Origin of the sequence: Nguyenibacter sp. L1 (assembly GCF_035199985.1) — a bacterium.
Taxonomy (GTDB): domain Bacteria; phylum Pseudomonadota; class Alphaproteobacteria; order Acetobacterales; family Acetobacteraceae; genus Gluconacetobacter; species Gluconacetobacter vanlangensis.
Window position 1 is genome coordinate 1,994,573 of sequence record NZ_CP127015.1, and the last position, 12,336, is coordinate 2,006,908.

The window sequence follows — 12,336 nt, forward strand, 5'->3', positions numbered from 1 at the left end:
CACAACCGGGCCAGACTGGGGGCCATCCGGCAGATGCTGACACAGATCCAGGTGATCATCGAGATCGTTCTGTCGTTCTTCCTGCTTTTGGGAATTATCTACAGTTTTTATCTGAGCCGGATTCTGTCGAATCTGAAGCGGGACCGCGCGAGCCTGCTTGGCCTGGTCGAGAAATTGGCAAGCAGCGTCAAAAGCGCCGAAGACGGGGTGGAGAAACTGCGGATTGCCGGCGAAGTCAGTGGCCGGCCGCTGAGCCGGATGATCGAGCAGGCCAAGATGATGGGGACGGAACTCGACACCATGGTCGACAAGGCCGACGCGACGGCCGACCGGCTTGAAGCCCTGGCGACACGGATCCCATCCCGCGAGAAGCAACTTGAAGCGCTGATCGAGAAGGCCGAGGAAATCAGGCTGGACCTGCTCAAGAAAGCGGAAGGCGCTGGCAACGGGCTCGGTGCACCGCAGGGCGCGGCGGATCCCCAGGACGGTTCGACCATGGCCGATCATCCCGCGGACGATAACCCGGCGGGGCCGGCGACCGGCGATGCGGATGCGCCGGCCGCGGACAACATCTTGCCGAAGGAGGCCAAAATCCAGGCATCCGCCCCGGCCAGACGCAAGCGCCGGCAGTTGGAGGCGCTTGAGAAAACCTTTCTGGCGCGGTCGATCGGATAGGGGCCGGCATGTCCGGTCCGCTGTCCGCTACCAATAGCCCCCCGCCACATGACGTGGCTGGGTCGGCCCCGGATCGGCGCCGGATGACCATGCGCTCCAATCCCATGACGCGGTATCGCGCCTGTTTTCCGCGGCCATCGCCTGCATGTCCGGCACGGCCGGCATGACCGGCACCGTCGTCCGTCCCCGTTTCGCCGGGGTGACGAGCACATTGTACGCCAGCACGGACCCCATATACACGCAGCCGCACCCGATCGGATCGGCATAGAGATAGACCGGCCCCATCGAGGACGGGCGATAGGTCAGCACGCCCGGCGGAAGCGTATTCATCATGGCGTAACGCGCCGTCGTATCGGCCGCATGGGCGATGAAGCCTGCCTCGGACAAGCGCTTTCCCGCATCCAGATAGGGCTTGGCCGGAGACGAGCATCCGGCCAGCGCGATGCAGAGCAAAGCGGCGCGCCCCGCCCCGGCATGACGATATCGGTGGTTTCGTGGATCCATGGAATGGTTCTCTATCGCGCGCTTTGCATGATTTCCGACGGCATGCGCAGGACAAGCGCCGCCTTTCAGACGTCGCTGCGCAGCGTCAGCGCGCCCTGGGGGATGGTATTCGTCGCGTATTGGCCGGACGAACCATAGCCGGCGCCGGCCATCTGGGCCGCCTCGACGACGATCAGCCGGAGGACGTAATTCTGCGCGTCGATCGCATTGCGCAGCAGCCGGCGGTTGGTGCGCACCAGGGCGCCGAAATGCCTTGCCGCCGCCTCGGTCTCGGGCGTCAGCAGGGCTGATGTCCGGTCGGGGGATGCCGGCGCGGCGTCCGGGCCGGCCAGGACGCCCTCGAGCGCCTCCATCTCCTTCTGTTTTGCGGGAAGCATGTTCACCACATCCTGCAGCTTTCCGGTCTTCAGAAGGTCGTTCTCGCGCTCGAGAAGGGCGCAGACCTTTTGAAAACCGCGCAGGAGCACGGCCGCGGACCGGTCCGGCGCGCGATTCATGACCCGGATCGCTCCTGCATGGCCAGCATCTGCCGATACACGCTGTCGGCAATGCCGATCCCCCCGCTATCAGCGATCTGCTTCCCCATTTCCTGGACCTGAAGCGCCCGGAACTGCTTTTCCGCCGGGCCGCCGCCGAACCTGTTGTCCGTCATGTCGACGGTATCGAACATGGGCTTCAGAAGCTCACCGATGGTCACGGCTTCGAACGCGACGGCCGCATTGCGGGCCTGCGCGGCGTTGCCCGCGCTGATGTCGGGTTGCGCGGCCGGGCTTTGCGGGGTGACCGGAGACAGCGCGGACATGGCAATCCCTCCATTCATGCTCTGGACATTCATGTTCCGGCTACCTGACCTCGAGATCCGCCTGGAGCGCCCCGTCGGCCTTGATGGCCTGCAGGATGCTGATCATGTCCCGGGGCCCCATGCCCAGAGCATTCATGCCCGATACGAGACTGGCAAGAGTCGGCCCCTCGCGCAATATTCCGAGGCGGTGCGAATTGTCGGTACTGGCGTTGATCTGCGTCCTGGGCAATATCGCGGTCGTTCCGTTCGAGAACGGAGCGGGTTGGGATGCCTGGGGCAGTTCCGTGATCTGGATCGTCAAATTCCCCTGGGCGATGGCAACCGTGCTGATGCGGACATTGTCGCCCATCACGATCGTCCCGCTGGCCTCATCGACGATGACCTTGGCCATCGTATCGGGCTCGACGGTAAGGTCGCCGATCCGATAGAGGGTTTCGGCGGGATCGCGCCCCGACAGATCGATGGCGATGGTGCGCGGGTCGTCGACCCGGGCAAGGCCGCGCGCGACATGGCGGTCGATGGCCTGGACGATCCGGGTCGCCGTCGTGAAATTGGGGTTGCGCAGCGACAGATGGATGACCCCGCCCGCGCCCAGGGTCACGGGCACTTCGCGCTCGACCACCGCACCGTTGGCGATATGACCGCTGGTCGGTATGTTCTGCGTGAGCGTGGCGGCTGCCCCGCCGGCCGCGAACGCGTTGGTCACCAGCGATCCCTGCGCGACGGCATAGACCTCGCCGTCCGCCGCCTGGAGCGGCGTGACGAGCAGGGTGCCGCCCGTCAGGTCGCGGGCATCGCCGACGGCGGACACGGTCACGTCGATATGCCCGCCGCCATGCGCGAAGGGCGGCAGCGTGGCCGTCACCATGACGGCAGCCACGTCATGGGTCTGAAGCTGCACCTCCTGGTCGCGAATGTTCACGCCGAGGCGGTTGAGCATGCTGATCAGCGTTTCGCGCGTGAAGAGCGTATTGGTCAGGCGGTCGCCCGTGCCGCGCAGGCCGACGACGAGGCCGTAACCGACCAGTTGGTTGTCGCGCACGCCTTCGTAATCGACAATATCCTTGATCCTGACCATCGCGGCCATGGCGGACGAGATCGGAGACAATCCCGCCAGCAGGAACGCGGCGGCGGCCAGCGCCAGGATCCGGCGGGGCCGGCCTGACGTTCCGGCCCGGCGACGGGGAAGGACGGCGGCCACTTCGTCGCGGCGGCTTGCACGGCCGCAGTACTGGCCGGCCACCATGAGGTCATTCCCCATAAAATCCGCTTACCTTTGCGCTTCGTTCCATGGGCGATGCCACGAACGGGCCGTGGTGCGGCGCAGAATACGCGCGCGCGCCATGACATTCAATGCCCCGACCGGCCCGAAAAAGCGCGCCGTCCTCTTCTCGATTTCGGAAAAATCAGATCCGCGCAGGACATTATTGCTGCGTTATGTTCCCGTATCGCCGGTCCGGTTGTCAGACGTCATGATGATGGGGTAATTCAGCCGGTGGCGCACGATGAGGCGCGGTTCGAGACGCCTGTTCGGGACGCTCCATGACACTCCGGATCCATCTCCAGGCCCGCTGTTGCGGCCCCCCATGGAACGCCGCCGGCGAAGAGCGGGCAATCATCTGCCGCGCCCCCTCTTTGGCCCCCTCTCTGGTATTGATTGCGGCCGCGATCCTGCTTCAGCCCGTGCAGGAGGCTGCCGCCCGGTCCCCCGAATCGTCGCTGTGCGCCACGGCGGCCGCCCGGGCCGAGCGCGCGCTGCGCATCCCGGATGGGTTTCTCGATGCCATGAGCCGCGTCGAAAGCGGACGGCCGGAGCCGGACGGGAGCATTTCCGCGTGGCCATGGACCGTCACGGCGGCGGGGATCGGCCACTACTACCCGACGCGGGCCGATGCTGTCGCCGCCGTCGGGACGTTTCGCCAGCAGGGCATCCTGTCGATCGATGTCGGCTGTCTGCAGATCAACCTGCAGCAACATCCGGACGCCTTTACCTCTCTCGACCAGGCGTTCGATCCGGGCGAAAACGCGCTTTACGCGGGTCATTTCCTGCTGCGGATGCATGACAGGATGGGAAGCTGGCCGCGGGCGGCGGCGGCCTATCACTCCCAGACGCCCGGTATCGGCACCCAGTATCAGTGGAAGGTCCTGGAAGCGTGGGCGGTTCCCCAGGACGGACGGGATGCGCAGAACGCCTTGCGGCGGAACGGCCAGGCGGCGTTCGCGTCCGCACCGCCCTTTGCGCATCCGGCCATGACCGGCATGGCGGGCCGGCAGACGGTCCTGGCCGCCACCCCCTCCCCCGCTGATGCCGGGACGGCGGGAGCCCCTGCCAGGATATTCCATCCCTTCCAGGGCTTCAGGCATTTCTCGGAGCCTTCTCTGCACAGGCCGGCGGCGGGAGGGATGCGCGGGCGCACCCTTGCCTCGTACCGCGCCAATCCGGTGGCGCTGGCCGCCCCGGCGGGCTGATTGATGCCCTGCCCTGCTGTGACTGCCCGGGTCCGTCAGCCCGTCTTCCAGTTCGCCGCCCAGTTGCGCAGCGCGGCCCCGACATCCTGAAGGACCGGGGCGAAGGATCTTTCTTTCGCGCGGAACACGCGCATGTTCGGATACCATGGCGAACGGGTCCCTTCGTCCCCCCAGCGCCAGCAGGCATCCCAACGGCTCACGAGCCAGACCGGGCAGCCGAGCGCGCCCGCGAGATGCAGCGGCGACGTATCGACCGAGATGACCAGGTCGAGATTCTTCATGATGCATGCGGTGTCGGCCATGTCGCGGACGTCGCCCATCGGATCGAACAGGGCCTGGCCATGCCATGACGCGATTTCGGCGCGCGGCATGCCGAACTGGAGGTTGACCAGCGTGGCCCCGACGGGGCACAGGGCCGCGCCCATTTCCGCCAATGTCGTCGAACGGCGCCTGTCGGCCATGACGTGCTCGGACCGCACCCGCCGGTCACCCGCCCAGACCAGGCCGACGCGCGGCCGGCCGGCCGGCAATTCGGCTGCATACCTGGCGACGTCGGCGGGATCGGCCCGCAGATAGGGAATATCGGCGGGAATGTCGCTTTCGGACGCTACCCCCGCAATGAACGGCAGGTCGGGGATGGGGGCGGCGTAGCTGTAGCCGTCCTCCTTGCTGAAATCCTGCGCGTCCCCGACGGATACGCCCGGATAGGAGCGGGCCAGAAGACGCACGAGGGGCCGGGGTACCGCGACGGCCACCTCCGCCCCCCTTTCCAGCAGCCAGGGCACGAAACGGACGAACTGGAGCGTGTCCCCCAGCCCCTGCTCGTGATACAGGAAAATCTTCTTTCCCCGCACGTCGTCACCATGGCGCAGGCGCGGCAGGGACAGGAACCACGCCGCCTTGTTGTCGATGATCGGCTCGCGCTCGGCATAGCGGGCCCACCCGTCGCGCAGATTCCCGGCCTTGATGAGCGCGCAGGCATATCCGAACCCGATCTTCGGATTTTTCGGCTCGAGCGCCAGGGCCTTCTCGTACCAGGGGATGGCCTGGGCCGAGCGGTTCAGGCGTTCGAGGGCGCAGCCCACATTGTTGAGAAGCGCCGCCGTCATGTCCCCGCCGTCGAGATGGGCCGCCAGGATCTTGAGGCCTTCGAGAGGATATCCGGCCTCGAGCAGCGACATGGAGATATATTCGCACAGATTGGCCTGCTCGGCGGGATAGCGCAGCATCAGTTCGGAAAAGCGCGCGCATCCCCCCCCGACATCGCCCTGCGCCACGCGGATATGGGCCAGGAACGCCTGGGCCGGCACGTTGTCCGGCTGGTTCCGCAGCACGTTGCGCAACAGGGTCTCCACGATGTCGTAGCAGGTCGTGTGCCGCAGGATCACCGTCGCCCCGGCGAGACTGAGCAGCCAGTCATCGAGGTGCTGGAAGACCACTTCGAGAACCAGGCGCGTACCATCGAGCGCCTGCCGCTGGTCGAACAGGGCATCGCAGACCTGGATCAGACCGGTCGGAGTCGGCGACCGCAGCAGGGCCGCCTTCCAGATCTCGACGTTCAGAGGCTGATCGATTGCGTCCGCGCCGGCCGTTACGGTGTCCTGCATCTCAATTCCTGTCGTGCATGTCGCTCTGCGGTGCCCCGGGCCACGCTTTCCCGCCTTGCTCAAAGCCGCCTATGACGGTACTTATCGCCCCAGAAATCGACCCATGCAATGCGCAGGAGAACGGCCAAGCCGGTTGCGGCCCGCGCGGCGGATTGCGCCGGGAGCACCGTGTCGCAAAGGCACGCGAAAGGAAACGTGGCATCTTGGACACCGCCAAAGGCGTTACGGTAAAAAAACCGGGCGACGGCAGGCTGGCGGAACGGACCGCCGCCGCGCGGCAGAAGATTTCGTCGGTTTCACGCAATTTCTCGCAATCGGCCGGCCTGCTGCGCGGCGACGGCTGGAAGAACCTGCCCTGGCGGTCGCTGATCCCGGGAACGGATGTCGGCCTTGCGCTCGGCGTTCTGCTGTTCCTGTCCATCCTGATCATTCCGCTGCCGACATTCATTCTCGATGCCGGATTGTCGCTGTCGATCACCGCGTCCGTGCTTGTCCTGATGGTGGCGCTGTTCCTCGAGCGGCCGCTGGATTTCACGTCGTTCCCCACCCTGCTGCTGCTGACGACCCTGTTGCGCCTGTCGCTCGAAATCGCGACCACGCGCCTGATTCTGAGCCACGGCAGTGCCGGGATCTATGCCGCCGGCCATGTGGTGGCCGCGTTCGGCGGCTTTCTGATGGGGGGCGACGTCGTGATCGGCGGGATCGTGTTCTGCATCCTGCTGGTGGTGAACTTCATGGTCATCACCAAAGGCTCGGGGCGCATTGCCGAGGTGGCCGCGCGCTTCTTCCTCGACTCGATGCCCGGCAAGCAGATGGCGATCGACGCCGACCTGTCCTCGGGCGCGATCAACGATCGGGCGGCGCGCCGGAAGCGCAAGGAACTCGAAGAGGAAAGCGCCTTCTACGGCGCGATGGACGGGGCCGCCAAATTCGTTCGCGGCGATGCGATCGCCGGAATCATCATTACGGTCATCAACATCGTCGGCGGCCTCGCCATCGGCGTGCTGCGGCACGACATGCCGCTGAGCGAGGCCGCCAGCACGTTCACGACCCTGACGGTGGGTGACGGCCTGGTCTCGCAGATTCCGGCCCTGCTGGTGTCGACCGCCGCCGGTATCGTCGTGACGAAAGGCGGCACGGATGGCTCGGCGGACGTCACGCTGGTCCGTCAGCTCGGCGGCAATCCCAAGCCGTTGGCCTTGGCGGCGGCCCTTTCGGCCTGCTTTGCCTTCATGCCCGGCCTGCCCGCGCTTCCGTTTCTCCTGATCGCCGCCCTGGCCGGCGCCGGGGCGTGGTGGCGCCACAAGGCGCCCGCCAAGGATACGGACGGAGACGTGACCGAGACCGCGGCCCCGCCGGCGTCGGCGCCGATTTCCGACGTCCTCAGACTCGATCTTCTGCGTCTCGAACTCGGCTTCGGCCTGCTGCCGCTGACCAGCGGCGAAAACGCCCAACTGACCGAACAGATCAAGGCGCTGCGCAGGACGATCGCCACCGAAATGGGATTTGTGACGCCGCCCGTCAGGATACAGGACAATATCCTGCTGCCGACGGATCGCTATGTGATCAAGCTGAAGGAAATAGAGATCGGAGCGGGTGACGTGAAACCCGGGAAGATGATGGCCATGAGTCCGTCCGGCAGTACCCCGCCCCTTCCCGGCGACAAGGCGACGGAACCGGCATTCGGCCTGCCCGCGGTGTGGATCGATCCGGCGCTGAAGGCCAAGGCCGCCGCGTTGAAATGCACCGTCGTCGATCCGGCCAGCGTCATCGTGACGCATCTGAGCGAACTGGTCAGGCAGAACCTGCCCGATCTTCTGACCTATGTGGCCACCCAGGCGCTTCTGGACGACCTTCCGCGGGAGCAGCAGAAACTGGTCAGCGACCTGATTCCGTCGCAGGTGACGCTGAGCACCGTCCAGCGTGTCCTGCAGTCCCTTCTGGCCGAGCGCGTCTCGATCCGCGACCTACCGACCATTCTGGAAAGCATCCAGGAAGGCGCCGGCCAGGGCCTGCGCGGCGTGCAGAACCTGACCAGCCATGTGCGTGTCCGCCTGTCCCGGCAAATCTGCAACAGCTTGACGGGACCGGCGGGATATATCCCCATGATCACGCTGTCGCCGGAATGGGAATCCGAGTTCCTGGCCCATATCACCGGACAGGGGGACGAGCGGCGCCTGGCCATGCCGCCCACCCTGCTGAGCCGGTTCGTCGCGAAACTTCGCGAAGCCTTCAACACCGTCTCGTCAAGCGGCGAGGTGCCCGTCGTGGTCGTTTCGACACCGGTCCGGGAGTCCATGCGGTCGATCGTGGAGCGCGTGCGCCCGACGATATCGGTCCTCTCGCAATCTGAAATATATCCGCGCGCGCGGATCAAGACGGTCGCGACGATCACGTGACGGCCGGGCCGGCGGAGGGTCGCATCCGCCCCTTTTCATTCCGCCGTGCCTTGTTTTACGTGAGAAGCCCCTATAGAACTGACGCGTGGGAAGGCCATTTACTGGCCCGATACGCAATCAGGTCGTGCTCTGCGCGTCGCGGCAAGATATCGAGGAATGGGCTGATGGCCATCACCAATGTCTCTCCGGTCACGACGTATATTACCGCCGTCAAGGACGAGGAATCGGCCGCGGAAAATTACGCGAAAATGGATGGCACGACCTCGCGGGAGGTGACCACCTTCAAGGAGCAGGCGGCGTCGATCACGTCGGCCGACGGCCTGCTGAAGAATTATTCGGTGCTGCAGGTGGTGCTGGGCGCCTATGGGCTCGGCTCGATTTCCGGCGAGACGGCGGTGATCAAGGACCTGCTGACGCAGGATCCGACGTCTGCGTCGTCGCTGGCCAAGAAATCCGACAATGCGACATGGCTGGCCTTTGCCGATGCCTTCCAGACCTGGGGCCAGAACAAGGGCTCGGCGAGCGCCACGCCCTTCACGTCGGACATGATCAATTCGATCGTGTCGCAGTTCGAGGAAAGCCAGTACGAGAACAGCACCGCCAACCAGGATGACGGCATCGGCAACGCGCTGTATTTCACCCGCAAGATGAGCGGCGTCACGTCCCTGCCCCAACTGATGTCCGACCCCACCCTTCTGAAGGTCGTGGAGACGGTTTCCGGCTATGATCCCGATCAATTCGGGGCGCTGAGTTACGACCAGCAGGTCAGCATGCTGAAAAACAAGGTCGATCTGACGAAGCTTTCGACCCCCAAGGAAATTCAGCAATATGCGGAGCAATATCTCGCCCTGCTGCAGATCAATCCGCAGACGCCGGACACGCCGGCGACCATGATGGATCTGTTTGGCGGAGACACCGGCGATCAGGGCATCGTCGCGCTGTTCGGCGTCGACGGTTCGTCATCGTCGCCGGGAGATCTCTATTCCGGCCTGCTCTAAAGGCCGGCCGCGCGCGCCGACATGACCGATCCGCACGGCGCTGGTGGCATGCAGGCCGCCGAAACGAGGGATCGGCCCGCGCCGCCGCCCCGTTCGGGCGACCTTGCCGCGATACCCGGCATTCTGAGCGCGCTGCGCGCGGCTGTCGCCGAACCGTGGCATGACGTTCCCGTGGGCCTTCTGGAGGGCCGCGTAACGGGATTGTCCGGTCTTTCGGTTTCTCTCAGCGGGATGCGGGACTTTACCGGAGTGGGCGACCGCGTCAGCATCGCGGGACTGGACGGGCGCGAGACGGAAGCCGAGATCGTCGCCTTTCGCGGAGACACCGCCATTGCCATGCCGTACGGATCGCTGGAGGGCATCGGTTCGGGATGCCGGGCCACGTTCCGGCTGTTCGACCAGGAGCAGAGGAGACGCCGCGCGGGCGGCACCCTGACCATCAACGCGTCCTGGCAAGGGCGGGTGATCGATCCCATGGGCCGCCCGATCGACGGCAAGGGGCCGCTTGCCCCGGGCGGAGAACCAAGGCGGCTGCGCGCGCCGCCGCCCGAGGCGGCACTCCGCGCCCGCCTCGGTCCGCGCATCGATCTGGGAATCCGGGCGCTCAATCTCTTCACGACCTGCCGGGAGGGCCAGAGGCTGGGCCTGTTCGCCGGTTCGGGTGTCGGCAAATCCACCCTGATGGGCATGCTGGCCCGCAATACGGACTGCGATGTCGCCGTCATCGCGCTGGTGGGCGAACGGGGACGGGAAGTCAGGGAGTTCGTGGAGGACGATCTTGGCCCCGAAGGGCTGGCCAAATCGGTCGTCGTGGTCGCCACGTCCGACACCTCGCCGCTGATGCGCCGGGAAGCGGCCTATGCAGCGATGGCCGCCGCGGAATATTTCAGGGACCAGGGCAAGTCCGTCCTGATGCTGATGGACAGCGTGACCCGCTTCTGCCAGGCATTGCGCGAGATCGGCCTGTCCTCGGGCGAACCGCCCGCGACCAGGGGGTATCCGCCGAGCGTTTTCGCCGAACTGCCCCGGCTGCTGGAGCGGGCGGGGCCCGGACTTGACGAGCGGGGGCTTGACGATCGGGGGCGTAAGCGGCGGGCAGGCCAGATCACGGCCATGTTCTCCGTTCTTGTGGAAGGCGACGACCATAACGAGCCGGTGGCCGATGCGGTGCGCGGCATTCTGGACGGGCATGTCGTCCTGGAGCGTCGCATCGCCGAAGCCGGACGATATCCGGCGGTCAATGTCCTGCGCTCTCTCTCGCGCACCGTTCCCGGTTGCAATGCGGCCGAGGAGAACGCGCTGGTCCAGGACGCGCGCGCCGATCTTTCGACCTGGGACGACATTCAGGACATGGTTCGTCTCGGCGCCTATCGGACCGGAAACGATGCCCGGGCCGACAGGGCCATCCGCGTCGCGCCCGCCATCGAAGAGATTCTGAAGCAGTCGCGTGGCGAGAAGGCCACGATTGCCGAAAGCTTTCACGCCCTGCGCGGCGTCCTCACGCCCGAGACGTCGTGATGGAGGCCCGGGCACGCGCATTGCAGGCGTTGATCCGGCTTCGCAAGACGGAAGTCGATCAGGCGAAAGCCGCATTGGCCCGGATGCTGGCCGAGGAACATGCGGCGCTCGGCCGACTGGAAGCCAGGCGGGCAGCCATTGAAACCGAACGGCGCGAGACATTGGTTGGGCAGGTTTCATCGGATGATTTCCGTCTCTGGCTGCCCGCCGGGCGGGAGGCCGTCGCATCCGCCGAGACGATGCTGCATGCGGCCCGGTGCGCGTCGGATCAGACGCGGGAAGCCCTTATGCGGGCCAACGCCGCGCTGAAGGCGGCGGAGGCCATCCTGGACAAACGGCTGGAGGAAGAAAAGGAAATGCGCACCCGGCGGGAACAGGCCGAGATCGACGACCTGTCACGGCGCGGCCGTGTGGCCGCGGGCTGAGCCTTCGTGCGCATCTGCCGTCCGACCAAGGGGATGACCCCGCCTTTGGATCATGTTTCATCCTTGAGAAAGTGGCAGGCCCCGGCTATCGCTGTGGACCAGGGCCGGAATGTGATCGTGCCGGATACGATCCGATCGTCCCCACGGACATGAGCGGCTAGGAAACGCATGCAACAGACAGAGCAACCGACCCCGAAAATCTTTATTGCCACGCCATGTTTCGGGGGGCTGGTCACGCAGGAATACATGGAATCCGTCATCGCGTGCACCAGCGTCATGCGGATTCCGATGACGCTTTCCCTGCTCGGCGACGACGCGATGATCAGCCGGGCGCGCAATACGCTCGTCCATCAGTTCTTCACGCGCTCGGACGCCACGCACATTCTTTTCGTCGATGCCGATATCGGATTTCCGGCCGAAGCGCCGGCGCGGCTTCTGGCGGCGGACAAGGATCTGATCGCCGGCCTGTATCCGATCAAGGAACGATTCTGGGACAAGGGCACCCAGGAAAACATCCTGCGCGGCGAAGCGCAGGAAACGGCCTCGCTGCGCTATGTCGGGGAGACCGACGCCATGCATCAGACATGGGAGAAGGGGCCGCTCCTGCGGACGCATTACGCCGGCACGGGGTTCATGATGATCAGCCGCAAGGCCATCGCCATGATGATCAAGCACTATCCCGAAACGGCATACCGGCGGATCGATGCGGCAGGCGGCGGGGACGGCAGCCCGTACCATGCGCTGTTCGACGGCAGCATCGATCCGGAAAGCGGCACGTATCTTAGCGAGGATTTCACCTTCTGCCGCCGCTGGCGGGAAATCGGGGGCGAGGTCTGGCTGGATACGTCGCTGTCCCTGACCCATGCCGGACGCGCCGCATTTCGGGGGAACCCGTCATGCCGCGTCGGCATGGTCCGCCATAAGAGCGCGTGAGGCCAC

The 12,336-nt window shown here is 65.6% G+C and carries 12 protein-coding genes; 7 read left to right on the top strand and 5 right to left on the bottom strand.

Translation table 11 applies throughout. The features are described from left to right. Nucleotides 1-33 precede the first annotated feature (33 nt). The gene (locus QN315_RS09005; protein WP_323993120.1) at nt 34-675 is read left to right on the top strand and encodes a DUF6468 domain-containing protein; all 642 of its coding nucleotides are present in this window, start codon (nt 34-36) and stop codon (nt 673-675) included. Between the two features lie 27 nt (nt 676-702). Here QN315_RS09005 and QN315_RS09010 read toward each other — a convergent pair whose 3' ends face one another. The 4 genes from QN315_RS09010 to QN315_RS09025 all read right to left on the bottom strand — a co-directional run bounded on the left by QN315_RS09010 (nt 703) and on the right by QN315_RS09025 (nt 3,068). Beyond that, nucleotides 703-1,179, bottom strand: a complete 477-nt coding sequence (locus tag QN315_RS09010; protein ID WP_323993122.1) for a hypothetical protein — start codon at nt 1,177-1,179, stop codon at nt 703-705. A gap of 65 nt (nt 1,180-1,244) precedes the next feature. Next, nucleotides 1,245-1,676, bottom strand: a complete 432-nt coding sequence (locus QN315_RS09015; RefSeq protein WP_323993124.1) for a hypothetical protein — start codon at nt 1,674-1,676, stop codon at nt 1,245-1,247. Next, nucleotides 1,673-1,981, bottom strand: coding sequence for a rod-binding protein (locus QN315_RS09020; protein WP_323993125.1), 309 nt, complete (start codon nt 1,979-1,981; stop codon nt 1,673-1,675). The genes QN315_RS09015 and QN315_RS09020 overlap by 4 nt, the downstream gene beginning before the upstream one ends. 40 nt (nt 1,982-2,021) lie before the next feature. Continuing rightward, nucleotides 2,022-3,068: a flagellar basal body P-ring protein FlgI gene (locus tag QN315_RS09025; RefSeq protein WP_323993337.1), complete on the bottom strand. Its 1,047-nt coding sequence runs from the start codon at nt 3,066-3,068 to the stop codon at nt 2,022-2,024. Between the two features lie 455 nt (nt 3,069-3,523). Between QN315_RS09025 and QN315_RS09030 the strand changes: the two genes are divergently transcribed. After that, a complete protein-coding gene (locus tag QN315_RS09030; protein ID WP_323993126.1) occupies nt 3,524-4,450 on the top strand; it encodes a lytic transglycosylase domain-containing protein in 927 nt (308 codons plus the stop codon). A 35-nt stretch (nt 4,451-4,485) separates the two neighbouring features. Here the strand turns inward: QN315_RS09030 and QN315_RS09035 are convergent, their stop codons facing one another. After that, the gene (locus tag QN315_RS09035) at nt 4,486-6,057 is read right to left on the bottom strand and encodes a glycosyltransferase (protein ID WP_323993128.1); all 1,572 of its coding nucleotides are present in this window, start codon (nt 6,055-6,057) and stop codon (nt 4,486-4,488) included. Between the two features lie 17 nt (nt 6,058-6,074). On the opposite strand from QN315_RS09035, the gene flhA reads away from it, so the two are divergent. The 5 genes from flhA to QN315_RS09060 all read left to right on the top strand — a co-directional run bounded on the left by flhA (nt 6,075) and on the right by QN315_RS09060 (nt 12,330). Then, entirely contained in the window at nt 6,075-8,456 is a 2,382-nt protein-coding gene (gene flhA / locus QN315_RS09040) for a flagellar biosynthesis protein FlhA (protein ID WP_323993130.1), read from the top strand. Between the two features lie 164 nt (nt 8,457-8,620). Continuing rightward, on the top strand, nt 8,621-9,454 hold the full coding sequence (locus QN315_RS09045) for a DUF1217 domain-containing protein (RefSeq protein WP_323993131.1): 834 nt from the start codon (nt 8,621-8,623) through the stop codon (nt 9,452-9,454). Between the two features lie 132 nt (nt 9,455-9,586). After that, on the top strand, nt 9,587-10,972 hold the full coding sequence (locus QN315_RS09050) for a FliI/YscN family ATPase (protein WP_323993339.1): 1,386 nt from the start codon (nt 9,587-9,589) through the stop codon (nt 10,970-10,972). Next, nucleotides 10,972-11,397, top strand: a complete 426-nt coding sequence (locus QN315_RS09055; protein WP_323993133.1) for a hypothetical protein — start codon at nt 10,972-10,974, stop codon at nt 11,395-11,397. Before QN315_RS09050 ends, QN315_RS09055 begins: the two co-directional genes overlap by 1 nt. Nucleotides 11,398-11,565: 168 nt before the next feature. Beyond that, nucleotides 11,566-12,330: a hypothetical protein gene (locus tag QN315_RS09060; protein ID WP_176638673.1), complete on the top strand. Its 765-nt coding sequence runs from the start codon at nt 11,566-11,568 to the stop codon at nt 12,328-12,330. Nucleotides 12,331-12,336: the final 6 nt, after the last annotated feature.

Coding starts and splice junctions, on each gene's coding strand:
- flhA (WP_323993130.1), top strand. CDS start 6,075: ATGTCGCTCTGCGGTGCCCCGGGCCACGCTTTCCCGCCTTGCTCAAAG.
- QN315_RS09020 (WP_323993125.1), bottom strand. CDS start 1,981: ATGTCCGCGCTGTCTCCGGTCACCCCGCAAAGCCCGGCCGCGCAACCC.
- QN315_RS09055 (WP_323993133.1), top strand. CDS start 10,972: ATGGAGGCCCGGGCACGCGCATTGCAGGCGTTGATCCGGCTTCGCAAG.
- QN315_RS09005 (WP_323993120.1), top strand. CDS start 34: ATGCTGACACAGATCCAGGTGATCATCGAGATCGTTCTGTCGTTCTTC.
- QN315_RS09030 (WP_323993126.1), top strand. CDS start 3,524: ATGACACTCCGGATCCATCTCCAGGCCCGCTGTTGCGGCCCCCCATGG.
- QN315_RS09035 (WP_323993128.1), bottom strand. CDS start 6,057: ATGCAGGACACCGTAACGGCCGGCGCGGACGCAATCGATCAGCCTCTG.
- QN315_RS09010 (WP_323993122.1), bottom strand. CDS start 1,179: ATGGATCCACGAAACCACCGATATCGTCATGCCGGGGCGGGGCGCGCC.
- QN315_RS09060 (WP_176638673.1), top strand. CDS start 11,566: ATGCAACAGACAGAGCAACCGACCCCGAAAATCTTTATTGCCACGCCA.
- QN315_RS09045 (WP_323993131.1), top strand. CDS start 8,621: ATGGCCATCACCAATGTCTCTCCGGTCACGACGTATATTACCGCCGTC.
- QN315_RS09015 (WP_323993124.1), bottom strand. CDS start 1,676: ATGAATCGCGCGCCGGACCGGTCCGCGGCCGTGCTCCTGCGCGGTTTT.
- QN315_RS09025 (WP_323993337.1), bottom strand. CDS start 3,068: ATGGCCGCGATGGTCAGGATCAAGGATATTGTCGATTACGAAGGCGTG.